Source organism: Lactobacillus sp. VURO6/B1 (VP7) (assembly GCF_058139575.1).
This window is the reverse complement of the sequence record NZ_JBVOWJ010000014.1, coordinates 22,798-49,358: the sequence shown is the minus strand read 5'-3', so window position 1 is coordinate 49,358 and position 26,561 is coordinate 22,798. Positions and strand designations below refer to the sequence as shown.

Sequence of the window (26,561 nt, the reverse complement as noted above, 5' to 3'; positions counted from 1 at the left end):
AAATTATTGATATTCATCTGGTTTAAAATGTCGCAGTATTTCGATCCCTTTGCGCTGATACTTGTTAGGTATGAAGCTTTTTCTCATTGCAATCTGCATGTATGCCCACAATTTTTGCCCCGGCTTTAATCGAATGACGTGAATATCAGAAACCTCTTTTAAGCTGCTTTCCATAGCAAGAGCAATGCCTACATTGCGTTTAACTAATTCAATCATCATTCTCATTGTAGTTGCAGTGTATGAAATCTGTGGCGTAAAATCGCCCAATTTCCCTTCCTGCTCAAGGCATTCTCTAGTTAAATAGCCTCTTTTGCGAGCGACAAATTTGCGGTTGCGCAGGTCTGCTGCACTAATTTGGTGGACATCCCGCCACTTATCGCTTGTACTGGTAATAATGACCAGTTCGGTTCTTTGCAAGTTATGAATAAAATATTCGGGATCGTTAATAGGAACCATCCACGAATATATTGCTACATCAACGGTGCCGTCGGTTAAGTCAGAAAATGCGTTAGCCGATCTTTCAATTCTAGATTCAATTAGATTGGCAATATTTGCTTGATAAAATTTTTGAATAATATCGGCGATGTAAAGGCTACCGGCTTCTCCAGAAAAGGCAAGCCGAATTTTTTTATCACTGGCATGCATCACATCATAATTAATGCTGGCGATATCTTGCAACAGTATTTTTGCTCTTTTATAAAGTAAGTCGCCAGCATCGGTCAAAGTTATTTTACTTTTACGATTTTTTTGCACTATTAGTGGATCATCGAACTTATCTGCCAGCCGCTTCACTGCCATGGAAATTGTGGGTTGAGTAACGTCAAAGAATGCGGCTGTGGTTGTATAGTTACCAGTTTCGACTAATTTACAAAAATATAATAAGTCTTTTTCATTCATGAGTACTTCCTAAATAAATAAAATTTATAAATATATCTGATTAAATTATATTAAATTTAACTTTAATGTACAATAACAAGCTGCTGCAATAGACCTTTGTATTATGAAACTGAACTATTTCCTTTAAAAAATTTAATTAGACTTAAAAAGTTGGTCAAGATATATTTACGTTAAGAAAAGTTTATAAGAAAGTGATGGTGAAAAATTTGATCTACGATTCAACTCTCAAATGGGACGCCGTTTACGACGTAATTGTAGTCGGATTCGGTGGAGCTGGCGCTGGTGCAGCAAGATTTGCAGCAGATAATAATGCGCACGTTCTGCTCATCGATTCAGCTCCTGAAGGTCATGAAGGTGGGAATACCAGATATGCCGGTGGTGCTTTTGCTTGGAGCGATAATTTTGCTGATCTCCGTGAATATTATAAGCAAACTTATTATCCCTTTAAGTATGATCCAAAAGATTTAGACGCTTTTGTCAATAATGTTTTGAAGATGAAGGAGTACTCTCAAAAATATTTTGGCATTGAAGCACAATACACCGGCAGAAGACCTCAAGGAGAATATCCGGAATACAAGCATGCAGAAACTATGCGCTCACAAAGCATGACTGCTGGTATGTATAATGGCGGATTCTGGAAATTATTACGTAAAAAAGTTTACGAGCGTTTAGATAAAATCGATGTTTGGTTTGAAAGTCCTGCACAACATTTAATTCAGGACTCCAATACTAAAACCATTTTAGGTGTGCAAATTAAACATCAAGGTATAAATAGAAATGTGGCTGCCAGAAATGGTGTAGTTCTTTCATGTGGTGGCTTTGAAAATAATCAAGATATGGTACAAACATTTTTAGGTCAAGGTTCTTTAGCTCCAATTGGTACTTTGTATAATCAAGGTAAAGGAATTGATTTGGCAGTTGAAGCTGGTGCTAGACTGTGGCATATGTCCAACTATGACTCACATGGTTTTTCTTTAAGAGAAGGCGAGCCCAGAGAAAAATTTGCCTATATGATCAACTGGAAGAATTTATTTAATGGCAGTATTTTCGTTGCTGGCGATGACGGCACACGGTATTACCGTGAAGACGAAGAGGATCGTCATGGATATAAATACAACCATGGCAACTGGATTATGCAGCCTAACCAAAATCATCCACATATTATCATGGATCAAAGACAATTTGAGCAACTAGCTAATGACGATTCAGATAAGGCTGAACAAATTAAGAGCCTGATTACCTATGCCATAAAAGCAGAAAGTATTGCCAAATTAGCTGGCAAGATTGCTGCACCAAAATTAGCTGAAGCTGTCAGTGATTTTAACTTTTTGGTCAATGAAAAAAAGCGTGATATGTTTTTAAATCGCAAAATTGAAACAATGCGTGCTTTTGGCGCTGGCCCATATTACGCTATCCCAATTCGCCACAACATTCTGCACACACATGGTGGCGCTCGTCGTAATGAGAATTGCGAAGTTTTGGACATGGAGAATAATGTTATTCCTCATTTATATGAAGCTGGCGAATTAGGAGATATTTTTGCTACTAAATATATTGGTGCAAACAGTATTGCTGATTTGTTAATTTCTGGCAAAATTGCAGGAGAAAATGCTGCGTGGCCAAAAAGAAAAATGGCTGAAGTTGATGTAGTTACAGGTGCTTCAGAAAACCCTGATCTAAAATCTGACGCTCATGCTTCTTCAACTGATTTTGAAGCTGGACCTAATCAGGGAATTGGAATTAGTGAAAATGGCATTAATGATGTCCCAATTGTGGTGCGCGTTACGATGTCAGGTGATAAGATTTCTCAAATTGAAACACTGCAAGAAAAAGAAACTCCTTATCTGGGAGGTAAAGCAATTCCCGTTCTAACTAATGAAATGATTGAAAAACAAACTACAGAGGTTGATGCGGTCAGTGGTGCAAGTACAACTAGTGCTGCTTTTAAAGAAGCGGTCAACCAAGCAATTGAGAACGCTGAAAAGCAGTAAAGAAGTGCAAAAATGAAAATCAACGAAAAAACTAAGTGGAATGGTGTGTATGATGTAGTCGTTTTAGGTTTTGGTGGAGCCGGAGGCACGGCAGCTCGTTTTGCGGCAGAAAATGGTGCTCAAGTCTTATTAGTTGACGCTGCTCCTTATGGTCATGAGGGTGGTAACACCCGTTATTCAGCACAGCATGTTGCTATGGCACATGATAGAGAGAAGATTGCTGAATATTATGAGCAGCTGGCAGCGCCATATAATTTTGATCAGAAAACAATGGCTGCTTATCTTGATGGCTTTGTTAATATGCCGCAATATTTTAAAAAGTATTTTGGTATTGATCCTTTTATCTGGTCACGTGATAATCAACCGGGTGACCATTTAGCAAAGAAAAAGAATTTATGTGAGTATCCTGAATATCGTGGCTCTGAAACCTTTGATTTTGCCCTGATTCATAATCAAGACTTTGATGCTGAGCTATGGAAAGTAATTCGTGCTCAAGTCGTCAAAAATGCTGCCAACATTGATGTCTGGCTTAATTCTAAAGCAGAACATTTATTGCAGGACGAAGCAACTGGTGAAATAGCTGGAGTAATTATTAATCGTAATAAGAAACAATATTACATTCATGCTCGCAAAGGTGTAATTGTTGCTACAGGTGGCTTTGAAAATAATAAGCAGATGCAGCAGGATTACCTGCACGTCACTAAATTAACCCCGCTGGGCACTCTCTATAATAAGGGTGACGGGATTAAAATGACTAGTGAAGTTGGAGCAAAAATGTGGCACATGAGCAATTATGAGTCATTAGGCATCGTCCCCAGCTATGTAATTGCTGAAGGTGAAAATGAGCGTGGTCGGCAAGTTAGCGGCTGGCAAAATGTCAAATCAGGTGCGATTTTTGCGGTGGCAGACGACGGCACCCGCTTTATGCGCGAAGATGCTAAATTCAGACATGGTCATATAGCTGAACACGGGGACTATTTATTGCCTCACGCTTACGACAATGCTTGGTTGGTCTTTGATAATCAGCAATATCAAAAATTTGTCTTAGAACAGAAGCAAGGAAAGCTCAAGTACGGCAAGTTCTTTGACAAGGTTGTTAGTGCCAATTCACTGACTGAATTAGCCCAAAAGATGAATGTACCAGCCGCAAATCTAGAAAATACTGTTTTGCAATTTAACGAGTTTGCCACTAACGGCAAGGATTTGGAATTTGGTCGTGCACCTGAGTCAATGACTAGTTTCGATTTAAAAGATGACGTCCATGCAGTTAAATTGGCTCCCGCAGTGCTTAATACCCAAGGTGGACCAGAACATGATGAGTTTGCCCGTGTACTTGATGTCAACGATCAACCAATCAAACGCCTCTACACAGCTGGTGAGCTTGGCGGAATGTGCGTCAATCGTTACCAGGGCGGTGGCAACTTAGCTGAATGCTTGATTTTTGGCAAAATCGCTGGAGAAAATGCTGCCAAGTTAGAGCCAATTGAGGATTCGATTAATTTAACGGAGAAGTTGCCGCGAATTAATGATCTTTTGGATGGAGAAAAGGACGATCAAATTGAGCTGGGACAAAATCAGTTTCTAGGATCTTCTGAAGCAGGTATTGGCGGCAGGATTTTGGTTCGCGTGACCTATTTTGATAATGAAATCAAAAAAATTGAAGTACTAGAAGATCATGAAACGGAAGGAATTGGAGCTGTAGCCATTGACCGTATACCCCAAGAAATGGTAAGCAATAATTCTACCGACATTGATGCAGTTTCAGGAGCTTCTACCACAACTAATGCTTTAAAGGAAGCCGTAAATTCGGCAATTAAGAAAGCCCAAAATAGTTCTAAAGGAGAATAAAGAAATGTTAGATAAAATTCAATGGAAAAAGTGGGTTTTGCCACTAGCTATCGGCATTGTCTTATGGCTGTTAACTCCATTAAAACCAGCGGCAATTAACGTTCAAGCCTGGCATCTTTTTGCCATATTTATTGCAACTATAATTGCCTGTGTAACTAAACCATTACCAATGATGGCAACTACAATAATAGCGGTGGTGATTGCTACATTAACCGGTATTTTTAAGATGGAAGAAGTCACTGCCGGTTTTGGTAATTCCACGGCATGGATGGTCGCTATGTGTATGTTTATGGCGGCCGGTTTTATTAAATCAGGTCTTGGTAAAAGAATTGCCTACTTCTTTGTCAAAACTTTTGGCAAGAGAACTTTAGGTTTGGCTTATGCCTTATCCTTAGTGGAAACTGTTCTGGCAGTCGGTATTCCAAGTAACAACGCTCGTGTTAACGGTATTATGTACCCCATTATTGATAACTTATCAAGAGAAATGGGTTCAGATCCTAAAAAGGGAACTGAGCGTGACATGGGTTCGTTCCTTGTTTTTACAGAATACGAAGTTAATATCGTCACTTCCACCATGTTTCTAACTGGTTTAGCCGGTAACATGGTGGCATTAGGAATAGCAAAGACGCAGAACGTTACTATTTCCTGGATGCAATGGTTTGTAGCTGCAATCGTGCCGGGCATACTTTCCTTAATATTAGTACCTTTTATTCTATATAAAATTTACCCGCCTAAGATCAAAGAAACACCAAATGCTCATGCTTGGGCAGACAAAAAGTTGCAAGAATTAGGCAAAATGACGGCTGCAGAAAAAATCATGGGTGTGGTTTTTGTCCTGTCAGTTGCATTATGGTTAGTAGGTTCTAAGTTTGGCATTGATGCCACTTTAGTCAGCTTTATTGCAGTTGCATTACTATTGGTATTTGGCGTCATTAACGTTAAGGACATTTTAGCTCAGAGTTTTGCTTGGAACATCTTAACTTGGCTTTCAATTATCATGTTGATGTCTCAAAAATTAATGACTTTGGGCTTTTTCCCTTGGTTCTCAAAGACTTTAGGTAGTGCACTTCATGGTATGAACTGGGTTTTAGTACTGGTAATATTATTCTTGGTATATTTCTACCTCCACTACTTATTCCCAAGTGTCTCTACACAAATTTCTGCTCTTTACGCAGGATTTCTCTCAATTGCGATTGGTGCCGGAGTGCCACCTATGATGGCAGCGTTAATGCTAGCTTTGGACGGTTCTTTATACTTGTCAACTTCAAGCTATTCGGCAGGTCCTGCTGCTTTACTTTCTTCAACAGGCTATGTTTCTAACAAAGATTGGTGGAAACTAAGCGCCATAATTGGCCTTGTACTTAACATTATCTGGTTAGGTGGCGGTCTGGTTTGGACTAAAGTTATCGGCATGTGGTAATAAAAAGGCTTTGAATTTTTGGTTCAAAGCCTTTTTATTTTTGTCACAAATTGAGCTTTTAGATTTGTAGCTTGTTAGTTTAAGGAGTCTAGTTTACTATTATTACTATACTGAATAAAAAGGAAGATCATAATGAAAAATTGGGCTGTAATATCAACTTGGAGTATGTCATACGATGGGTTGTTAAAAGCAAGCAGTATGTTGCAAAACGGTGAGAGTGCAGGGGATGCAGTTGAAAACTTAATAAAGAAAGTTGAATCTTATCCTCTTTATAAATCAGTTGGTTATGGCGGACTTCCTAATGAAGATGGAGTTGTTCAGATGGATGCCGCCTTTATGAATGGTGATACTTTAGCACAAGGCTCAGTGGCGGCTATTGAAAATGTGAAACATGCTGTTTCTGTAGCCAGAAAATTGAGCTTAAATAAAACCAACAGCTTTTTAGTCGGAGAAGGCGCCACTAAATTTGCTATGCAAAATGGCTTTGAAATGACCAATATGCTGACAGAAAGAGCAAAAACAATATGGCAAAATAAGGTAAAAGAGCAGTTTAAAACTGGACTGCATCCCTATGATGGACACGACACTGTTGGAGCAATCACACTTGATCAAGCTGAATCGATGGCTGCAGCTACATCAACTTCAGGCTTATTTATGAAAAAAGATGGTAGAATTGGTGATTCACCGTTATCGGGTTCTGGATTCTATGCTGACAGTCATATTGGAGCAGCTACGGCAACAGGTTTGGGAGAAGATATTATGAAAGGTTGTCTTTCATATGAAATAGTTCGCAGAATGGCAAAAGGTCAGTCTCCTCAAGAAGCTTGTGACACAGCACTTTACCCATTTTGTGAAGATTTAAAACAACGCTATGGTCAAGTAGGGGAAATTTCTTTAATTGCTTTAAATCGAAAAGGTGAGTGGGGAGTAGCTACTAATGTGGAATTTCCTTTTTGTGTTGCTAATGAAAAACAAAAAGCTCAAATTTTAATGGCCAACCCTGGAAAAAATCAAAAGACTCAAATTGAGCCTATTTCACAGTCTTGGTTAGATGATTATCAAAAACAAATCAATGCTCCGGTCGAGTAACGTTTAACTAAAAGAAAGAGAATAAAATGCTAAAAGAAGCGTGTGTTGAAAATTTTTATAATATTCCTCATGTAATTAAGGCTGGCGCTGACAGATTAGAGCTGAATAATGATTTGGCGTTGGGTGGCACTACGCCTTCCTATGGCGTAATAAAGAAATCTGTCACTTATGCTGAGAATTTTAAAATACCGGTTGTCATAATGATTAGACCTAGAGGTGGAGATTTTGTTTATAGTGAAAATGAAATCGGCATAATGGCTGATGATCTGGTTGCGGCTGCCAAACTAGGTGCTCAAGGAGTTGCTTTTGGTTGTTTGACCAGTCAGAATCAAATAAACAGAATTCAAATGTTGCATCTGATTACATTGGCTCATTCCTTAAATGTTGAAATTGTCATGCATATGGCTTTTGATGACATACCAGATGATAAACAGGAAACAGAATTAAACTGGTTAGCAGATCAAGGAGTTAAAAGAATTTTGACACACGGTGGAAAATTAGACAAACCTATCTTGGCAACATTGCCCCATTTAAAAGAAATTATTAAATGGGCAGATGATCGCATAGAAATTTTGCCAGGTGGAGGGATCACAACCGAAAATAGAGATTTGGTTGGTGCAGAACTGAATGTTAATCAACTTCATGGGTCTAAAATTGTATAGAAATAACCGGATTTAAAGTAAAGTGATTTTAAAATTAGTTTACTTTCTCAGTTTCAATCTGAGACCTAACTGTTAATATTAAATCAATGTCAATTTTTCTGATTTTGTGCTAAGTTTACTCTTTGATTGCAGTTTTTCGTTACTGAAATAAATGTATAATGCAAACTAGCTTGTTCTGGCTTTAACTAAATTGTTTGCTAAATTATTTTTTGCCAATTTCACTAATTTTTCAAAATTTTAGTTGACAGAAAATAAGACATTGATTAGAATATCATTAATATTGATAAAGCGAAGAAAAGATAAGTAAGCTTACAAGTAGCGTTTAAGAGAGTCCTGTTGCTGAGAACGGACCGTGACGGCAAGCTGAAAGTAACTTTGAGCTATATGGTGAATTTTAGTAGCTATTATTGGGTACACCCATTAACGTGTTAGCGTATCGCATTTTTGCCGTACGTGAAGTGACTATGCTATTTGTCATTTTTTGATTTATAGTGCAGTAATATAGGTGGTACCGTGCTAAAGCACCCTTGATTTTAAATCAAGGGTGCTTTTTTATTGCCCTAAATAATTTAGCCAGCCCTTTATCATTATTAACTTTATCTGTAATTCTGTTTAGGAGGAATTGTAATGGAAGAAATTGAGCAAGATGTTAATACAAAGCCTTTAACATGGAAGCAATATTTAGTAGTAGCGTCATTACTATTTGGGCTATTTTTTGGAGCAGGAAACCTGATTTTCCCGATTCATTTAGGTCAGCTTTCAGGAGCAAATTGGGGAATAGCTACTTTTGGCTTTTTGGTAACGGCAGTGCTTTTACCTTTACTAGCCGTTTTAGCTATTAGCGCAAGTCATGCCAAAGGAGTTTATGATATTGGCAGGCCACTGGGTAACATTTTTGCTCTAGTATTTATGGTTTTAATCCATTTGACTCTGGGGCCATTATTTGCCACCCCGCGTACGGCAAGCATTTCATTTTCAGTGGGTTTGCAACCAGTTTTGCCGAAATCTGCCGCAAAGCCAGCACTCCTGATATTCTCTGCAATATTTTTCATTTTGGCTTTTATTATTTCTTATAAACAGTCTACGATATTGACTAGTATAGGAAAAATACTAAATCCATTATTTTTGCTGTTGCTATTTTCGATCTTTTTGTTGGCCGCCATTTCACCAATGGGTGCTGCAAAAAGTCAAAATGTCACAGCAGCGTATCAAAGTGCTCCTTTCTTCAATGGCTTTTTAGAAGGCTATAACACAATGGATGCTCTGGCCGGATTAGCTTTTGGTTATACAATTGTTTCGGCGGTAAGACAGCTGGGAAAAACTTCTGCTAAAAGCAATGCCAAAGTTACAGCTAGAGCAGGTGTGATCGCTACAAGTGCAATTGGTGTTATTTATATTGGGTTAATTTGGGTAGGTGCGACAACTTTAAATCATTTTAAAATCTCTGCTGAAGGTGGCACTGTTTTTAACCAAATAGTTACTTATTATCTCGGAAATTTTGGCCATGCTTTACTTGCTACACTGGTTACACTTACTTGTTTAACTACTGCTGTCGGTTTAATAGCTGCTTTTGCGCAAGACTTTCACCGTAGTTTTAGTAAAATCAGCTATCATGGCTGGTTGACAATTATGACTATTGTTTCTTTCATCACAGCCAATTTCGGCTTAGATACAATTATTGCCTGGTCAACTCCAATGCTAATGTTTTTATATCCTATTGCAATGGTACTAATCATTCTGTCAATTGCGAGTTCGTTATTTGATCGTGATCCAATTGTTTACTTTTGGGGAATAGTTTTTACATTCATTCCAGCAATTTTAGATATGATAGCCTCTTTTCCTGCCGTAATTAGTCAAAAACCTTGGGCATTGCAGTTAAGATCAATACAATTACGCTTTTTGCCATTCGCAGATATTGGTATGGACTGGGTAATTCCAGCTGTAATCGGATTAGCAATTGGATTTATTATTCATTTTTATAAAAAAGCAAAATTTAACTAGCTGTGTAAATATAATTCAAATAATTAAGCCGATATTTTGACATCACCTGTTTATAAAAGTAGATTAAAGAAAAGAGCAATTTTGGTGATTTATAGAATGGGGCGGAATATTTTGAATAGTATGAATATGAACCATAGTGAAAATATGAATCATGCGATGAATAATCACTCATCAATGAAAATGGATGATCATGATATGATGATGCATGGTGGTCACATGATGCACATGGGGAACTTAAAGAAAAAATTCTGGGTTTCAGTTTTATTATCATTGCCAATTATCTGTTTGTCGCCTGCAATGGGCGTCCATTTACCTTTCCAATTTTCTTTCACTGGTTCTGACTGGGTAGTAGTTATTTTTGCAACGATCCTTTACTTTTATGGTGGGGAACCCTTCTTATCAGGCGCTTTTTACGAGATAAAAGACAAAAAGCCTGAAATGATGACTCTCATTTCTTTAGGAATTACTACTGCTTATATTTATAGTATTTATGCTTTTGTGAAAAATGATTTGTTAAACAGTAAAGTTCATGTAATGGACTTCTTCTGGGAACTGGCTACTTTAATTTTGATTATGCTTTTAGGTCACTGGATTGAGATGAATTCAGTGATGAATGCCAATAGTTCTGTGCATGATTTAGCTAAGCTTTTACCTGATAAGGTTCACGTACAACATGATGGTCAAACTATGGATATGGCAATAAATGATGTCCAAAAAGATGCAGTAATTTTAGTCAAAGCAGGAGAAAGTATTCCTCTTGATGGGGTTATTCTGAATGGTTCTAGTCAAGTAAACGAATCTTTGGTTACTGGTGAATCACGCGAAGTAACGCGGCAAAAAAACGATAAGGTAATTGGGGGATCAATTAACGGTTCTGGAACATTAACAATTAAGGTTGCTAATTCTGCTAATTCCGGCTTTTTAGCCAGTGTCAATAAACTAGTTCAGTCATCTCAGATGAATAAGTCCAAACTACAAAATTTGGCAGATCGGGTTTCCAGTTGGTTGTTTTATGCAGCGCTAACTTTTGGTATTATTGCTTTTTTGGTTTGGACAAGTTTACGTGGTATAGCTGGTGGTCTAGAGCGAATGGTAACCGTTTTAGTTATTGCCTGTCCCCATGCTTTGGGACTTGCTATTCCACTGGTAAATGCAAAGAGTACCTCAATTGGTGCCAAAAATGGTTTATTAATTAAAAATCGCAATGTCATCAGTGTTAGTTCAAAAATTAATTATTTGCTTTTAGACAAAACTGGAACTTTAACTGAAGGAAAATTTCAAGTACGAAAATATGATAGTTTGGCTAAAAATTATAGTGCTGATGAAGTAATTAGACTTATTGCTTCCCTTGAGCAGGATTCTAATCACCCGATTGCTCAAAGCATTTTACAATTTGCTAAAGAAAAAAATATGAAACTTTATTCATTAGCGAATAGTAAGACTTTAGATGGTAAAGGGGTCTCTGGTACTTTAAATGGCAAGGAATTTCAGCTGGTGAACGAAAAAGCTGCTAGAAAGCTAGTTAACCATTTTCCCAAAATAGATGCTTTAAACTACACTTCAAGTTATTTAGTAGAAGGAAATGATCTTTTAGGATATGTTGCTGTTGGTGATGAAATTAAAAAGAACGCTGCTTCTTTAATTAAGCAAATTAAAGATCTTAATATCACGCCGGTAATGCTTACAGGCGACAATGAAAAAGTTGCGCAAAATATTGCGCAAAAACTCAACATTTCCGAAGTTCATTCAGGTTTAATGCCGGCTGACAAACAGAAAATCGTTGCAGAGTTGCAAGAAAAAGGTAACAAAGTAATGATGGTCGGAGATGGCATAAATGATGCTCCTAGCTTAGCAAAAGCCGATATTGGAGTTGCAATCGGTGCGGGAACAGATGTTGCTGTAGATTCTGCCGATGTTATTTTGGTTAATAGTGAGCCACTTGACATTATTAGTTTTTTGAATCTCGCCCAGCATACTCAAAGAAAAACCGTTCAAAATTTGTGGTGGGGAGCCGGCTACAATATAATTGCATTGCCTTTAGCTGCTGGGGTATTAGCTCCTTGGGGAATATTGTTATCTCCGGCCGTTGGAGCAATTCTGATGTCTTTATCAACGGTAATAGTAGCTATTAATGCAGAAACATTAAAAATATAACAATCAGAATAAAGCACTCTTTGGGAGTGCTTTTTGTATTTTTTAAATAAATTTTTAATTTTTAAAATGACAGCCCTTTTATTTAAAAATATTGAAAAAAGTCCAAAAAAACTGTATCATGAGTGAAAGAGTAATATAAAATTTATTATTAGAAGAATGTCAGCATTAAATAAGGAGACTGAACATGAGCGAAAAAGAATATCGTGTTGAAAGTGATACTATCGGCCCTGTCAAAATACCAAAAGAAGCTCTATGGGGACCGCAAACGGAACGCAGTCGCAATAACTTCCCCAGTGGTGAATTAATGCCTCTTGCAATTATTCGGGCATTTTTGCATTTAAAAAAAGCTGCTGCTGAATCAAATGTAGAAGTCGGAGATGAGCCTGAGGATAAAGGGCAAGCAATTGAGGACGCTGTTGACCATTTGCTTAAATTAGATGACCATGAACTACGCAAGGACTTTCCATTACATGTATTGCAAACTGGGTCTGGAACTCAAAGTAATATGAATGTCAATGAAGTTGTCGCAAATTTAGCCAACAAGCTGCATCCACATTTGCATATTTTACCTAATGATGATGTTAACAGGGGTCAATCGTCTAATGATACTTACCCTACAGCAATGAATATTGTGGCCGTTGAAGCCCTGGATAAACTCGAGCCGGCTGTGCAGCATTTAATTGATGAACTGATAGTAAAACAGAATAAGTATTGGAAAACCGTTAAAGTGGGTCGTACTCACCTGCAAGATGCTACACCAATTACTTTTGGTCAAGAAGTTTCAGGTTATATTTCTGCACTAAAACATGACTTGAATTATATTCAAGAACTTAAACCAACATTGTATGAATTGGCAATAGGTGGGACAGCTGTTGGCACCGGACTTAACGCCGCACCTGGAATGACTGAAAAAATTGCCGGTAAATTATCCCAAGTTTACGGACATGAATTTAAAGTTAAGACCAATAAGTTTTGGGGCTTAGCTCATCATTCTGGAATTGATGTTGTTCATGGTGCATTGAAAACTTTAGCTGCTGATATGTTCAAAATAGCACAGGACATTAGATTCTTAGCTTCTGGTCCAAGAGCAGGCTATCACGAGCTCAACATTCCAGCCAATGAACCTGGATCATCAATCATGCCAGGCAAAGTTAACCCTACACAAGCTGAAGCTGTAACCATGGCAGCTGCAAAAGTTTTTGGCAACGATACCACAATTACTTTTGCCTGTTCACAAGGAAATTTTGAAATGAACGTCTATAAAACAGTAATGATTACAGCTTTTCTTGATTCTTGTGACATTTTAGCTGGTACTATCATGGGGTTTGCTGATAAAATGATAGCAGGCTTAACAGTTAATGCAGAAAAGATGGATGACTTGCTTGAAAGTTCTTTGATGACTGTTACAGCTCTGTCACCACACATTGGTTATCATGCAGCTGCGAAAATTGCCCAAACTGCTGATAAGGAAGGGACAACTCTTAAGGAATCAGCTTTAAAAAGTGGCAAGTTAACAGAGGAAGAATATGATAAGTGGATGGATTACATGGAGATGACCAATGTATCTCAAACTAATCCTGAGAAATAATTATTTTTAAAATTTTAGAGGAGAAAATAAATGGGTAAATTTGTTTTTACGCCTAACGGCAGTGCAGAAATTAGAGACCGTTATGATGCAGTAATCGTAGGAGCCGGTGGAGCTGGCTTAACAGCCGCTATTCAGGCAAAAGAACTAGGCCTCAATGTTGCTGTTTTTGAAAAAAATGCTGATCTTGGTGGAAATACTAACAGGGCATCGTCAGGAATGAATGCTTCTGAGAGCCTGGTTCAACTTAATGAAGGAATTATAGATAACAAGGAAGATTTTTATCAGGAGACTTTAAAAGGTGGAGGCAGACTAAATGATCGCGATCTTTTAAGGTATTTCGTTGACCACTCTGCCGTAGCAATTGACTGGCTAATGAACCATGGGATTGAGCTTACAAATCTAACAATAACAGGTGGTATGAGTAAAAAGAGGGCTCACCGGCCTGCCTCAATGGCACCTGTTGGCAGTTATTTAGTAACAGGGGCTTTGAAGCAAATTCAAGAAAAAAATATTCCTATTTTTAATAATTCTCGGGTAATTAGTTTATTACAAGATAAGCAGAAAAAAGTTGTAGGAATTGAAGTTGAAACTAATTCAGGAGTCAAAAAGGTTCAAGCTACAGCAATTTTACTAGCCTCAGGCGGCTTTGGCTCTTCAAAAGATTTAATACAAAAATATCGTCCAGATCTCGCAAATTATAAAACAACTAATCAACCTGGAGCTACAGGTGATGGACTCAATTTAGCAGCCAAAATTGATGCTCAATTAGAGCAAATGGAATTTATTCAGGTACATCCTACAGCCCAAACAGATACTGATCACGTCTATTTAATAGGTGAAGGTTTACGTGGCGAAGGTGCAATTTTAGTTAACAAATCTGGTCAAAGATTTGTTAATGAACTTAACACACGAAAAATAGTTTCTGATGCAATTACTAAGTTAAATGAGGATGGAGCGTATCTTCTGTTTGATCAAACGATCCGTAATAATTTCACCGCTGTCGAATTTTATGATCATGTAGGATTAGTCAATCAAGGATCTTCCATTGAGGAATTAGCAGAAAACATTGGTGTTAACAGTGATAATCTAAAGAAAACAATTTCAAAATGGAATGAAGCTGTGAAGAACAAAAATGATAGTGAATATCAGCGAACTACTGGAATGGATCGCACTATTGAGCAAGGTCCTTTCTTTGCTATTCATATTAATCCGGCTATTCATTACACTATGGGTGGAATTCATATAACTCCAAAAACTGAAGTTTTGGATTCAGACGGAAATATTATTTCAGGACTCTATGCCGCAGGTGAAGTTTCAGGAGGTTTGCATGGCAATAATAGAATTGGAGGAAACTCAATCGCTGAAACAGTGATATTTGGAAGACAGGCCGGTATACAGATGACAGAATACACAAGACAATATAAATAATCATTTAATGAGTCTGGGAAAAGTGCTCTTCGAAGTTAAATTAAGAAATTTCACAATTTAAAAAGACTGACAAATCAACGTTTTATTGACGTGATTTGTCGGCCTTTTTTAGTTAGGTTAGAGTTTTGTCCCAGACTCTTTTTTATATTATTTGAAAGATGAAAATCATTTTATATTTTTAAAAAATTAAAAATTTAAATTATTTATTTTAAATATTGAAAAAATTAAAAAATAATTTTATAATTATCAATGTAAAGGATTACATTTTTAAAAATTGAAAGGAAATGACGTTATGAATAAAAAGGTTTTACTAGTTGGCGATGGAGCAGTAGGCTCAACTTTTGCCAATGATTTATTGCAACATACTAGAGTTGACGAGCTGGTTATTTGCGATGTGGTAAAAAAGCGTCCACTGGGTGATTCAATGGATTTAGAGGATATATTACCTTTTACTGGAGAATGTAATATTCATTCAGGAGAATACTCTGATGCAAAAGATGCTGACGTTGTTGTAATCACAGCTGGTGTTCCGCGCAAACCGGGAGAAAGCCGCTTGGATCTAGTTAATAAAAATGTGACCATTTTAAAGAGCATTATTCAACCTGTAGTTGAATCTGGCTTCACTGGCATTTTTGTTGTCTCTGCTAATCCTGTTGATATTTTAACAACGCTGACCCAGAAATTATCTGGCTTCCCTAAAAATAAGGTTATTGGGACAGGTACCTCCCTTGATTCAGCACGATTAAAAGTTGATTTGGCAAGAAGATTACATGTTCCTGTTGCTGAAGTTGACTCTATGGTCTTAGGTGAACACGGTGATACTTCTTTCGAAAACTTTGATGAGTCAACAGTTAGTGGCAAGCCACTCAAAGATTTTGACGGTATTGACAACTCTGTGCTGGATCAAGTAGAATCAGGTATTCGTAAAAAGGGAGGAAAAATAATTGAAAATAAAGGTGCTACTTTTTATGGCATTGCGATGATGCTAACCCAGATAGTTAATGCTATATTAACTAATCAATCAATCGCCTTGCCTTTATCAGCACCAATTAAGGGTGAATATGGAATTAAAAATGAGCTTTATCTAGGAACACCTACTGTAATAAATGGCACCGGAATTAGTCAGGTGCTTGAAACTAAGCTTTCTGAAGCTGAAAAAGCTAAGATGCTGAATTCAGCTACAAAAATGCAGGAAGTACTAGATAATATTACTTTAGATTAACCAAAAAGAAGGCATGACGAATGCAGGTTGGAAAAAGGATTTTTTTAAAAAGAAACCTTCCCCAAAAAGAAGTAATTGCTGCGTACAAAAATTTGCCCTCATCAAATGTGGCTGACTGTATGAATAGAACAGGTGCAATGGCACCAAGAATTAAGCTTATGTCCAAGCCTCATGAAGAAATGTGTGGACCAGCTTTTACAGTTCATAATCGTCCAGGTGATAACCTGACTATTTATGCAGCTTTAAAATATTGCCATGAAGGCGATATCGTAGTGATCGATAACGAAAACGACAATACCAGGGCTGTTATTGGTGAAGTAATGATGACTTGGCTGCGTGATCAAAGACATGTTGCTGGCGTCGTAGTTGACGGACCAATACGTGACATTGATAGTTTGCGTAATTGGGATTTGCCTATTTATGCGGTTAGTACAACGCCTGATGGACCATATAAAGAAGGTCCAGGAGAAATAAATGTCCCCATTTCTTGTGGGAATGTAAGTGTTAATCCTGGTGACGTAATTTTAGGTGATGCAGATGGTGTTATTAAGATTGCTTTAGAAGAAGCAAGTGAATTGCTTCCGATCGTTCAGGATTTTCACAAAAAAGATGATGCCAAAGCGGCCAGTTTTCATGACGGCACAGGAAATATAAATTGGCTTGATGAAGAACTGAAGAACAAAAATTATGAAATTATCGACGATATTTATCGCCCGGAAAATTACAGGTAATTAAAATGAAAACACTAGAGAAAGTTAATTACAAGGGATTTATTTTGCCCCTTGCTGTTGGTGTTATACTGTGGTGCATCACGCCGTTGCGTCCTGCAGGTTTATCAGCTCCAGCCTGGGAGATGTTTGCTATTTTCGTAGCAACTATTGTGGGATGTATCACGAAACCTTTGCCAATTGGTGGTACCACTTTAATTGGACTTATAGTAACTGTTTTAGTTGGTTTGGCTCCAATCAAGGACATTGTGGATCCTAAAACAGGCAAAGTAACAACAGGAATTCTTAGTGCCTTTAGCAATTCAGCTTCTTGGCTAATTGCTATGGCTTTCATCATGGCCTATGGTATTAGTAAAACTGGACTGGGCAACCGTATAGCTTATTGGATGATCAAACGTTTCGGTAAGAAATCCATTGGCATCGGCTATGCCATTACTGGATTGGAATTAATTTTAGGAGCTTTGATCCCATCAAACAGCGCCAGAACTGGAGGAGTCGTTTGGCCGGTAACCGAATCAATATCTAAAGATTATGATTCTTACCCTAACGATCCTTCCAGAAAGAAAATAGGGGCCTATCTCAGCTTCATGGCTTTTCATGCCAATATTCTTTCGACTGCTCTCTTCATTACTGGAGCGGCTCCAAATATGGTTGCTTCACAAATGGCAGCACAGAAAAATTACAATATGACCTGGATTAGTTGGTTTTCAGCCGCAGTAGTTCCTGTTCTTGTTGCAACTATTGTTATTCCACTTGTGATTTATAAAATCTTTCCACCAGAAATAAAAGAAACACCTAATGCTGAAAAATGGGCTACTGATCATTTAAAGGAGATGGGACCAGTTACAAAACCTGAAAAAATTATGTCAATGGTATTTTTGCTGGCGATAATTTTATGGGTTTTATCTGGCGTTTTTGATATTCCACAATTAGATTCAACTTTTGTTGCCTTTCTAGCAGTCGGCTTGTTGCTGTTAACTGGTGTTTTAACCATGAAAGATGCCTTAAACCAAACTGGTGCCTGGAATATTTTAACTTGGCTGTCAATTTTAATTTTTATGGCAAGTAAACTTATTTCATTTGGCTTTATTGACTGGTTCTCAAAGACCATTCAAACAAGTCTTCATGGTATAAGTTGGCAAATAGTATTAGTGGTTTTAGTAATATTAATGTTTTATACTCACTATTTCTTTGCTAGTGGTACAGCTCACATGACAGCCTTATATTTACCATTCTTATCAGTAGCAGTAGCTACTGGTGCTCCTTTGGGTCTTTCTGCAATGCTGCTTGCATTTACAGGAGCCTTTAATGCTTCAACCACACATTATGCCAATGGACCAGCTTCGATACTAGCTACGACAGGTTACATTAAACAGGGTGAATGGTGGAAATACAACTTTATCCTAGGAATTATCTATTTATTGATTTTTGGCTTAGTTGGAACTTTCTGGATGAAGATTATTGGAATCTGGTAAATGCTTGAAGAGAAAAACTTTATTACTAATGATGGTATACGAATAGCGTATTATGATACTGAAGAAAGCAAACAACCTATATTGGCAGTTCCCGGTATAGGAAGCACCGCAATATTATGGAAAAAAGTTGCCAAACTTTTTGCAGCTGATTATCGTTTTATCGTAATAGATCCGCGTAACCAGGGACGTTCACAAAGAACGTATAAAGGCCAGCGTATCAGTCGTCATGCGGCTGATTTAAAGGAACTGATTACCAAGTTAAATTTGAAAGATATTATCGCTATTGGAAATTCAATGGGTGCAGCAAATATTTGGGCTTATGCTTCATTATTTGGCTATGACAGGCTAAAGGCAATTATTGATTTGGATCAACCTCCCAAGATGATTCGAGATAGCTCTTGGGAGTATGGCTTTAAAGATCTAACTTGGCAGAATTACCCGGATTATTTAAAGGCAGATTTTGGCAATGGCAGCTTTACTCATATTAATGATGAAATGTTTAAAGAGGCCAAAATAGAAGCCCAAAAATATCCATATAATGCTGAAGAGAATTATCTTTGTCGTATAGATCATGCTGAGCAGGATTGGCGAGATGTTTTAATTGATTTAAAAATCCCAATGCTCGTTTTAGCAGGGCAGAAATCCCCCTTTTTTGATTATCACTTCGCCTTTGCTATGGAAAGGTTAAATGTGATAATTAGCGCAAAAGTTATTAAAGATTGTGGACACTTAATTCAGGCTGAGCAGCCTCTGAGCATGTATAAAGAAGTTATGAACTTTTTAAAAGAAATTTAACTCAAAGTGAGAATGGGACAAATGGATAAAACCGTAGAACTTTTCTTAAGATTACCAGAAACAAAAAAAAGGTGGCAAAATTTCCTAGTTAGTCAAGGGATTAATAATTTTAGTTCTCGAGAAGTTGCTGTGATTGATCATACAGTTGGCCTAATAGATGAAGATGGTCAATTAGTAGGAACGGGTAGCATTGCTGGAAATGTTCTCAAATATATCGCAGTTTCAAATGATGAATCTGTTCAAGGAGCAAGATTTAATCAAATAGTATCAGCTTTACAAGAATACCTTTTTAGCCAAAATATTTATCATTCGTTTGTTTTTACTAAGGCAAAATATTCTGCCAGTTTTTCTCATTTGGGATTTAAGGAACTAGCTCATACTAATGAAGCAGCTTTTTTAGAGAGTGGCACGCCTAATATTCAGGATTTTTTGGCAAAAATTCCCAGAATAAAAGACCAAAGTCATAAAAAAGTTGCAGCAATTGTCATGAACGCTAATCCATTTACTTTAGGTCATCAAGGTCTGGTAAAACTTGCTAGTAGCGAAAATGATCTGGTATATGTGTTTGTTGTTGCTACAGATGCTTCATTATTTAAGACGAGCGAAAGAATGGAACTGGTAAAACAAGGCACATCTGAGTACAAAAATGTATTAGTAGTTAGTGGTGGAGACTATTTAGTTTCTCAATCAACTTTTCCAGCATACTTTTTAAAATCACCTGATGAACTGATCGCTACGCAAACAGAAATTGATGCATTAATTTTTAAAAATACTATTGCACCGAAATTGGCAATAAAAAAGCGTTATTTGGGTACTGAACCATTTTCAAGAACAACTAATTTCTATAATCAAAGCTTAAAAAATACACTTAGTCCCAAAATTGACATTGAAATTGTTAAGCGCTTTTGCAATCACGATCAAATAATTACAGCTACACGTGTACGTCAACTGATCAAAAGTGACAATTTAAAAGACATTTCAAATTTAGTCCCGCCAACTACATTTGATTTTATTAATAAAAACTATCAAATTTTACAAGAAAGAATAAAGAAAGGAATGAACATCAATGGAAATTAAGACTGTTGGAGTGGCAGGAACTTTAGAATCTTCAGATATTCAAATAATGGTATCAGCTGGTCAAAATGGTATTGAAATTGACTTGGAATCAGAAGTAGCCAAGTCTTACGGAGATCAGATCAAAAAAGTGATAACTGATACTCTTAATAAATTCGGAATTGATAATGCAAAAGTCAAGGCTACTGATAAAGGTGCACTTGACTGCGTAATAGCTGCACGTACATTGGCTGCAGCTCAAAGAGCAACCGAAACCACAGATAAACCAAGATTGGAGGTACTACAATAAATGACTTACGTAAAAAATCGTTTGCGTCGAACTATGATGTTTGTACCGGGAAATAATCCAGCTATGGTTAAGGATGCCGGTATCTATGGTGCCGACTCTATTATGTTGGATTTGGAAGATGCAGTATCTCTAACTGAAAAAGATGCAGCAAGAATGTTAGTATTTAATGCTATTAAAACTGTTGACTTTGGTGGTGCAGAAGTAGTTGTCAGAATTAATGGGCAAGATACGCCTTTTTATGACGAAGATGTAAAGGCAATGGTGCGAGCAGGAGTTGATGTTATTCGTCTGCCAAAAACAGAATCAGCTGCAATGATTAAAAAATTAGTAGCAGATATGGAAAAGGCAGAAGAAGAATATGGCGTCGAAAAAGGCTCTATTGGCGTAATGGCTGCGATTGAAAGTGCTAAAGGTGTTCTTAATGCACCGGAAATTGCAACGGCCACACCATTAATGATGGGTTTGGCAGTTTCTGGAGAAGATTATACTGCTGATATGCACACTCACCGTTATCCTGACGGACGTGAACTTGAATTTGCTCGTAATATGGTTTTACAAGCTGCTAGAGCTGCAGATGTTTATGCCTTCGATACAGTTTTTTCAAATATGAATGACACAGAAGGATTTTACCGCGAGACAAAATATATTTATGAACTTGGTTATGATGGTAAGTCGTTGGTCAATCCACGTCAAATTCCAATGGTTAATAAAGTATTCAACCCAACTAAAGACGAAATTGAAAATGCTCTTGCTGTGCAAAATGCAATTCAGGAAGCAAAAGCAAAGGGTTCTGGAGTAATTTCGATGAACGGCAAGATGGTTGACAAACCTGTAGTTGAAAAAGCTGATCGCGTTATTGAAACAGCAAAAGCTTCGAATTTAATTGATGAGGAGGGTAATTACATTGGAGAATAAAGTAAAGCGCAATTTGCCAGATGATTTGATGACTGATATGAATCTAAAACCATTTAAGTCTGTTGTAGTTGGCAATCCTGAAGTAAAGAGAGTTGCACCCAAAGTGCAAGTTACCACCGGCGAATCAAAAGTGGTCGATTCTTTAGAAGAAGTTATCAAAAAGACGCTAAAAGATGGTATGACTATCTCGTTTCACCATCACTTTAGAAATGGCGATTTTGCTTTTAACAAAGTAATGGATTTAATTATTAAAATGGGTTATCAAGATCTGACTTTAGCTCCTTCTTCTTTGACTGGTGTTATGAATGAAAAAGTAATTGAAGCAATTAAAAAGGGTGTCATTACCAATATTACTTCTTCTGGAATGAGAGGCAGCTTAGGGGATTTTGTTTCCCACGGTGGACTTAAGAATCCGGTAATTTTCCGTTCTCACGGCAATCGGGCTCGTTCAATTGAAGAAGGAGAAATCAAAATTGATGTTGCTTTTTTAGGTGTTCCCAATTCTGATCCTGCAGGAAATGCTAATGGTCAAGAAGGAGATGCTGTATTCGGTTCTTTAGGTTACGCATTGATTGACTCTCAATATGCGGATAAAGTAGTTTTATTGACAGACAACATTGTTGATTATCCAAATACTCCTGCTTCTATTAAACAAACTCAGGTCGATTACGTTGTTAAGGTTGATCAAATAGGTGACGCGGATAAAATTGGTTCAGGAGCGACTCGTTTTACTAAAGATCCAAAAGAGCTGAAGATTGCGCAAACCGTTAATCAGGTAATTACTAATTCACCTTATTATAAGCAAGGATTTTCTTTTCAGACAGGATCTGGCGGAGCTGCTCTTGCTGTGACCAGATATTTAAGAGAATCAATGTTAAAAGATGGCATCACAGCATCGTTTGCTCTAGGTGGCATTACCAAGCCCACAACCGACCTACTTGAGGAAGGCCTGGTCAAAAAAATTATGGATGTGCAGGATTTTGATAAAGGTGCTGCTGCATCAATGGCTAAGAATAAAAATCAACAAGAGATTGATGCATCTTGGTACGCCGATCCTCACAATAAAGGGGCAGTAGTTAATAATTTAGATGTTGCTATTCTTTCGGCTTTACAGATTGATACAGATTTCAACGTTAACGTAATGACCGGTTCTGATGGTGTTATCCGTGGTGCTATTGGTGGTCACCAAGATGCAGCTGCAGCCAAAATGACTATTATTACTGCTCCATTGGTACGCGGACGAAATGCGACTGTTGTTCCAGCAGTTGAAACAGTTGTAACTCCTGGTGATTCAATTGATGTTTTGGTAACTGAAAGAGGAATTGCAATTAATCCACGTCGTAAGGATCTCATAGATGCTTTTGCCAAGGTTCCAGAACTCAATGTGGTTGAAATTAAGGAACTTCAAAAAATGGCTCAAGAGCAGGTTGGGGTACCAAAACCACTGGCATATACTGATCGCACTGTTGCTTTAATTCAGTATCGAGACGGCACAATTATTGATACTATTAAGCAGGTAAAAGACTAATCATTTATTTTTTTAAAAAAAGTGTGAGAATGAGCTGGAACTTGTTCTCACATTTTTTAGTTATAATATAAAAGAAGTGAATACCAGAATGATAAAATCAATTTTTAATGTGGGTCAGCCTCAGAGTATAACCGATGTACTGCAAAATAAAGATGAACGTGTCAAACTTCAACAACAAATCTTGCAAAAGTTCCCAGAGACAACATTATTGGATGTTAAATTGAACATACCAGGTCCTATTAAAAACAATCGTTATTTAGAGAAAATATTTGCCGAAGGTATTTTTGACTTAGAGACAGTTTTTCAAAGTAGTAATTTACCTTTTATTCTTTATGAACATTGGGAAAAGGTGACAGGCCCCGAAAATTTTTACCTTGTCAATTGTAACTACAGAGTTGTAAAAGAAAAAGCAGTTGAATTTGAGGATCATAAAAAAATAAATCGACTTTTTGATGCTGATGTTTTAATTAATAAACAAAAACAGGCTATATCCCGCAAAGAATTAGGTATGCCCGTTCGTAAATGTTTTTTATGTTCAAGACCTGCTAAAGAATGTGCTCGTTCAAGAAGACATTCAGTCACGGAATTACAAGATTATATCACCAATTTGTATAGGCAGGAGATATCCTCTAATTAAAACTAGAGAGTATTATTCTTATGTAAAACTCTTTCTGCTATTCCACTAGTAGTGATTAAGTGGGTAATTACTCCTGTTCTTAAAGCTCCTAAAAGAGCGTCTTCTTTAAAGCGATTCCTGACTATGACAAAGCGATCAGGAATTGCAAAAATATTGGAAAGGCTGATTCCTGAAATATGTGGCTCAATGGGACTATAAAAGCGTCCCTTAATATCATAAGGTCTACCAAAAATAATTCCCGCTAATTGATTTTTCTTAAGACCAGGGAAAAGTTTATCTGCATAATAGTCCATAAAGAATTGACCGGATTCTAATGATTGCATTGTTCCGATGCTTGCAAATACCAGGTCAATCTGAGAAAAATATTTTTCTATGTATTCATAGTACGGTTCTTTATGAACCTTTTTTACTAAAGTGGGATCAATAGCATAAAGAGGAGCAGGAAAAGTGAGACATTTTGCGCTGAACTTATTAGCTGCATGTTGAATTAGAGGTTGTTTACGTTTACTTGCGTTTACCACTTGACCTAACAATTGTATAAAAGTCAAATCATCACGTGTTTCTGCTGAAAAATCATCAATAATGTCTCTTAAGAGAGTTCCCCAAGTTAAGCCGACAACATGAGCTGAATTAATGTAATTTTGTATTTGCTTAGCTGCATAGTTAACAATCATTTCATTATCTTGGTTTTTGGTTTCTTTATCTTCTAAAATATAAACTTCTTTCAAACCGAAAAGCCTTTGAAATTCACGCTCAAGTTTTTGTGATCGCTTGGGGCTTTGATAAATACTGATTTTTACTATTCCTTTATCTTCAGCTTCATCTATTGCTTTAGCTATAAGATAGCGGGAGAGATTATACTTTTTCGAGATTTCTGCAATGTTCAGCTTGCTCAAAAAATAGTCGTGTGCGATGTTCGCAAGTTGTTCATCTGTTAACAATGTCATTTGTTTTTTCCTATTCTTTATACTTTTTATTTGTTTTAATTATATTAGAAAGAACGGTTTAATACTATAACTTAAGCAACTCTTTAGAAGAAAAATTTTCGGGATACGAAATTTAAATTCTGCTTTTATTCAAGTAAATCACAAAATTTTGCATGTGTGATTTTTTGCAAATCTTGAGGATTTAAAAACACGCTCCGGCCAATTTTGCCACTGGAAACAGCAATTTCATTTTCGCTGATCATGCTATTATCAAGAAAAATAGGAAAATGATGTTTAAAATAGATGCCAATGGGAGTATTAGCCCCATGTACATAACCGGTAGTCTTTTCTAAATCTTTCAGAGGCAACATTTCACATTTTTTATTACCGGAGTTTTTGGCAAGTTTTTTCATGCTCAAATGCTCGGTTACTGGTATTACCGCTACTAAAGTCGACGTCTTATTTCCACAGCACACCAAAGTTTTATAGACCAAATGTTCATTCTCGTTTAAAATGGATGTATCCATTTTTGCCACACCACCTGAATCTTCATGTGTAGCAAACTCTGCTTGTCGATATAGTATTTTATTCCTATCTAATATTTTTTCGACAAGCGTCTTTTCAATCTTATTTTTCTTTTTTGACATAATGATCACCTTTTTAATGATAGCATTGATAAAAGGGAAAATAAAAGGGAGTTAAAAAAATAATGAAATTGTTAATTATTAAAATAGAAACTAGTCATGAAGTTGAAGATGCATTAAATATATATAGTCATGATGTACTAAAGTGTTTGGGCACTGAAACACGGAAACGTTCAGATTTTGAACAAGCTGGTTGGGAATCTGATTCAACAATTGTTAAACTTGACGAAATAAAAGACTTACCTGAAGATTTGGAATTTTTAGCATATTTTGATATGGAACAGGATCAGGCAGAATTAGTTAAAAAGTACCAAAAAAAACTGTCTGAATTAGAGGGTTACGGTTTGAAAATAGGTCAGGCTAAAGTTACTGCTTCTTATATCAAAGATGAAGACTGGAATACAGTGTGGCAAAAATTTTATCATCCAATTGATTTTTCCAGGCACTTGGCAATAGTACCTGAATGGGAAGAATATCAGCCAGCTTTTAAAGACCAAAACATAATCAAACTTGACCCAGGTTTGGCATTTGGAACTGGTTCACATAAAACTACTCAATTGGCACTGTTAGGACTGGAACAGATTTTAGTCAAACCAGAGACTGTTTGTGATGTTGGCACAGGCTCTGGAATTTTAGCTATTGCTTCATCTGTCTTAGGAGCAAGCTCAGTTTTAGCGACAGATATATCTGATGAGGCAATAACTGCTGCTAATGAAAATATATCTTTAAATAATTTAAATAATATAAAACTGCAGAAGACGAACTTATTAAATCAAGTCAAAAGTAAATATGATATTATTGTAGCAAATATTTTAGCTGAAATTTTACTTGATTTGATTCCAGAATTGAATGAGCATTTAAACTCTAATGGAAAAGTGATTTTTTCTGGGATAGATTGTGACCAGATAGAAAAAATCAAGACAGCTTTAACTGCAAATGGATTCCAAATTATATTATCAATGCAACAAGGACGTTGGATTGGGTTAATTATTGAAAGAAAAGATAACTGAATAGAGTTATAATAGATAATTAAATTAGTAAGGAACTAACAAGTTGATTGATAAACTAAAAAATATTCCTTTTTTTAAAAAGTTAAATAGCTACAAAATTACGCCTGTAATTTGCTGGAGTATATTAGTCATGATTTTGCCACTCATATTTAGCCTGTTTTCTATAGGAACTATTTATCGCGTGGGACTGTTATTTATAATACTCAACAGCATAATTAGCTATCACATTGGCAAATTGAT

General features: G+C 36.7%; 22 protein-coding genes. 19 read left to right on the top strand and 3 right to left on the bottom strand.

The genetic code is table 11. The features are described 5' to 3' along the window. Window positions 1-3: 3 nt before the first annotated feature. Entirely contained in the window at window positions 4-897 is an 894-nt protein-coding gene (locus tag ACZ2M0_RS08670; protein WP_490059184.1) for a LysR family transcriptional regulator, read from the bottom strand. A gap of 206 nt (window positions 898-1,103) precedes the next feature. Here ACZ2M0_RS08670 and ACZ2M0_RS08665 point away from each other — a divergent pair, with 206 nt between their 5' ends. The 18 genes from ACZ2M0_RS08665 (at window position 1,104) to citX (ending at window position 23,741) form a co-directional block, all read left to right on the top strand. Further along, complete coding sequence (locus ACZ2M0_RS08665; RefSeq protein WP_490059183.1) at window positions 1,104-2,888, top strand: FAD-binding protein; 1,785 nt, start codon at window positions 1,104-1,106, stop codon at window positions 2,886-2,888. Window positions 2,889-2,900: 12 nt separating this feature from the next. Next, window positions 2,901-4,736, top strand: a complete 1,836-nt coding sequence (locus tag ACZ2M0_RS08660; protein WP_490059182.1) for an FAD-binding protein — start codon at window positions 2,901-2,903, stop codon at window positions 4,734-4,736. A 4-nt stretch (window positions 4,737-4,740) separates the two neighbouring features. Next, the gene (locus ACZ2M0_RS08655) at window positions 4,741-6,156 is read left to right on the top strand and encodes a DASS family sodium-coupled anion symporter (RefSeq protein WP_490059181.1); all 1,416 of its coding nucleotides are present in this window, start codon (window positions 4,741-4,743) and stop codon (window positions 6,154-6,156) included. A gap of 132 nt (window positions 6,157-6,288) precedes the next feature. After that, the gene (locus ACZ2M0_RS08650) at window positions 6,289-7,245 is read left to right on the top strand and encodes a glycosylasparaginase (RefSeq protein ID WP_490059180.1); all 957 of its coding nucleotides are present in this window, start codon (window positions 6,289-6,291) and stop codon (window positions 7,243-7,245) included. 26 nt (window positions 7,246-7,271) lie between these two features. Next, window positions 7,272-7,907, top strand: coding sequence for a copper homeostasis protein CutC (locus ACZ2M0_RS08645; protein WP_490059179.1), 636 nt, complete (start codon window positions 7,272-7,274; stop codon window positions 7,905-7,907). Window positions 7,908-8,534: 627 nt separating this feature from the next. Next, window positions 8,535-9,908: a branched-chain amino acid transport system II carrier protein gene (brnQ, locus tag ACZ2M0_RS08640; RefSeq protein WP_223901685.1), complete on the top strand. Its 1,374-nt coding sequence runs from the start codon at window positions 8,535-8,537 to the stop codon at window positions 9,906-9,908. Between the two features lie 96 nt (window positions 9,909-10,004). Beyond that, window positions 10,005-12,062, top strand: a complete 2,058-nt coding sequence (locus ACZ2M0_RS08635) for a copper-translocating P-type ATPase (RefSeq protein ID WP_490059178.1) — start codon at window positions 10,005-10,007, stop codon at window positions 12,060-12,062. 184 nt (window positions 12,063-12,246) lie between these two features. Further along, on the top strand, window positions 12,247-13,650 hold the full coding sequence (locus ACZ2M0_RS08630; protein WP_490059177.1) for a class II fumarate hydratase: 1,404 nt from the start codon (window positions 12,247-12,249) through the stop codon (window positions 13,648-13,650). Between the two features lie 30 nt (window positions 13,651-13,680). Continuing rightward, on the top strand, window positions 13,681-15,078 hold the full coding sequence (locus tag ACZ2M0_RS08625; RefSeq protein ID WP_490059176.1) for a flavocytochrome c: 1,398 nt from the start codon (window positions 13,681-13,683) through the stop codon (window positions 15,076-15,078). Window positions 15,079-15,370: 292 nt separating this feature from the next. Next, window positions 15,371-16,300 (top strand): L-lactate dehydrogenase, encoded by a 930-nt coding sequence (locus ACZ2M0_RS08620; protein WP_490059175.1) that lies wholly within the window; start codon window positions 15,371-15,373, stop codon window positions 16,298-16,300. Window positions 16,301-16,320: 20 nt separating this feature from the next. Further along, the gene (locus ACZ2M0_RS08615; protein ID WP_223901689.1) at window positions 16,321-17,031 is read left to right on the top strand and encodes an RraA family protein; all 711 of its coding nucleotides are present in this window, start codon (window positions 16,321-16,323) and stop codon (window positions 17,029-17,031) included. Between the two features lie 5 nt (window positions 17,032-17,036). After that, the gene (locus tag ACZ2M0_RS08610) at window positions 17,037-18,503 is read left to right on the top strand and encodes a DASS family sodium-coupled anion symporter (RefSeq protein ID WP_490059174.1); all 1,467 of its coding nucleotides are present in this window, start codon (window positions 17,037-17,039) and stop codon (window positions 18,501-18,503) included. Next, window positions 18,504-19,298 carry an alpha/beta fold hydrolase gene (locus tag ACZ2M0_RS08605; RefSeq protein WP_490059173.1) on the top strand — a complete coding sequence of 265 codons (795 nt, stop codon included), beginning with the start codon at window positions 18,504-18,506 and terminating at the stop codon, window positions 19,296-19,298. A gap of 21 nt (window positions 19,299-19,319) precedes the next feature. After that, window positions 19,320-20,375 (top strand): [citrate (pro-3S)-lyase] ligase, encoded by a 1,056-nt coding sequence (gene citC / locus ACZ2M0_RS08600; RefSeq protein WP_490059172.1) that lies wholly within the window; start codon window positions 19,320-19,322, stop codon window positions 20,373-20,375. Continuing rightward, on the top strand, window positions 20,365-20,661 hold the full coding sequence (gene citD / locus ACZ2M0_RS08595; protein ID WP_223901693.1) for a citrate lyase acyl carrier protein: 297 nt from the start codon (window positions 20,365-20,367) through the stop codon (window positions 20,659-20,661). The genes citC and citD overlap by 11 nt, the downstream gene beginning before the upstream one ends. After that, entirely contained in the window at window positions 20,662-21,576 is a 915-nt protein-coding gene (locus ACZ2M0_RS08590) for an aldolase/citrate lyase family protein (protein ID WP_109586341.1), read from the top strand. Beyond that, window positions 21,566-23,104: a citrate lyase subunit alpha gene (gene citF / locus ACZ2M0_RS08585; RefSeq protein WP_490059171.1), complete on the top strand. Its 1,539-nt coding sequence runs from the start codon at window positions 21,566-21,568 to the stop codon at window positions 23,102-23,104. Before ACZ2M0_RS08590 ends, citF begins: the two co-directional genes overlap by 11 nt. Window positions 23,105-23,192: 88 nt before the next feature. Next, window positions 23,193-23,741 carry a citrate lyase holo-[acyl-carrier protein] synthase gene (gene citX, locus ACZ2M0_RS08580; protein ID WP_490059170.1) on the top strand — a complete coding sequence of 183 codons (549 nt, stop codon included), beginning with the start codon at window positions 23,193-23,195 and terminating at the stop codon, window positions 23,739-23,741. Between the two features lie 2 nt (window positions 23,742-23,743). Here the strand turns inward: citX and ACZ2M0_RS08575 are convergent, their stop codons facing one another. Beyond that, on the bottom strand, window positions 23,744-24,688 hold the full coding sequence (locus ACZ2M0_RS08575; RefSeq protein ID WP_490059169.1) for a sugar-binding transcriptional regulator: 945 nt from the start codon (window positions 24,686-24,688) through the stop codon (window positions 23,744-23,746). 125 nt (window positions 24,689-24,813) lie between these two features. After that, on the bottom strand, window positions 24,814-25,314 hold the full coding sequence (ybaK, locus tag ACZ2M0_RS08570) for a Cys-tRNA(Pro) deacylase (protein ID WP_223901698.1): 501 nt from the start codon (window positions 25,312-25,314) through the stop codon (window positions 24,814-24,816). A gap of 62 nt (window positions 25,315-25,376) precedes the next feature. Between ybaK and prmA the strand changes: the two genes are divergently transcribed. After that, entirely contained in the window at window positions 25,377-26,321 is a 945-nt protein-coding gene (gene prmA, locus ACZ2M0_RS08565; protein ID WP_490059168.1) for a 50S ribosomal protein L11 methyltransferase, read from the top strand. Window positions 26,322-26,561 lie beyond the last annotated feature (240 nt).

Bases quoted from the DNA above. Each gene is read 5' to 3' on its own strand.
- ACZ2M0_RS08635 (WP_490059178.1), top strand. From the start codon at position 10,005: ATGGGGCGGAATATTTTGAATAGTATGAATATGAACCATAGTGAAAAT.
- ACZ2M0_RS08575 (WP_490059169.1), bottom strand. From the start codon at position 24,688: ATGACATTGTTAACAGATGAACAACTTGCGAACATCGCACACGACTAT.
- ACZ2M0_RS08650 (WP_490059180.1), top strand. From the start codon at position 6,289: ATGAAAAATTGGGCTGTAATATCAACTTGGAGTATGTCATACGATGGG.
- ACZ2M0_RS08655 (WP_490059181.1), top strand. From the start codon at position 4,741: ATGTTAGATAAAATTCAATGGAAAAAGTGGGTTTTGCCACTAGCTATC.
- ACZ2M0_RS08670 (WP_490059184.1), bottom strand. From the start codon at position 897: ATGAATGAAAAAGACTTATTATATTTTTGTAAATTAGTCGAAACTGGT.
- ACZ2M0_RS08630 (WP_490059177.1), top strand. From the start codon at position 12,247: ATGAGCGAAAAAGAATATCGTGTTGAAAGTGATACTATCGGCCCTGTC.
- ACZ2M0_RS08620 (WP_490059175.1), top strand. From the start codon at position 15,371: ATGAATAAAAAGGTTTTACTAGTTGGCGATGGAGCAGTAGGCTCAACT.
- ACZ2M0_RS08590 (WP_109586341.1), top strand. From the start codon at position 20,662: ATGACTTACGTAAAAAATCGTTTGCGTCGAACTATGATGTTTGTACCG.
- citD (WP_223901693.1), top strand. From the start codon at position 20,365: ATGGAAATTAAGACTGTTGGAGTGGCAGGAACTTTAGAATCTTCAGAT.
- ACZ2M0_RS08660 (WP_490059182.1), top strand. From the start codon at position 2,901: ATGAAAATCAACGAAAAAACTAAGTGGAATGGTGTGTATGATGTAGTC.
- brnQ (WP_223901685.1), top strand. From the start codon at position 8,535: ATGGAAGAAATTGAGCAAGATGTTAATACAAAGCCTTTAACATGGAAG.
- ACZ2M0_RS08605 (WP_490059173.1), top strand. From the start codon at position 18,504: ATGCTTGAAGAGAAAAACTTTATTACTAATGATGGTATACGAATAGCG.
- prmA (WP_490059168.1), top strand. From the start codon at position 25,377: ATGAAATTGTTAATTATTAAAATAGAAACTAGTCATGAAGTTGAAGAT.
- citC (WP_490059172.1), top strand. From the start codon at position 19,320: ATGGATAAAACCGTAGAACTTTTCTTAAGATTACCAGAAACAAAAAAA.
- ybaK (WP_223901698.1), bottom strand. From the start codon at position 25,314: ATGTCAAAAAAGAAAAATAAGATTGAAAAGACGCTTGTCGAAAAAATA.
- ACZ2M0_RS08615 (WP_223901689.1), top strand. From the start codon at position 16,321: ATGCAGGTTGGAAAAAGGATTTTTTTAAAAAGAAACCTTCCCCAAAAA.
- ACZ2M0_RS08645 (WP_490059179.1), top strand. From the start codon at position 7,272: ATGCTAAAAGAAGCGTGTGTTGAAAATTTTTATAATATTCCTCATGTA.
- citX (WP_490059170.1), top strand. From the start codon at position 23,193: ATGATAAAATCAATTTTTAATGTGGGTCAGCCTCAGAGTATAACCGAT.
- ACZ2M0_RS08625 (WP_490059176.1), top strand. From the start codon at position 13,681: ATGGGTAAATTTGTTTTTACGCCTAACGGCAGTGCAGAAATTAGAGAC.
- ACZ2M0_RS08610 (WP_490059174.1), top strand. From the start codon at position 17,037: ATGAAAACACTAGAGAAAGTTAATTACAAGGGATTTATTTTGCCCCTT.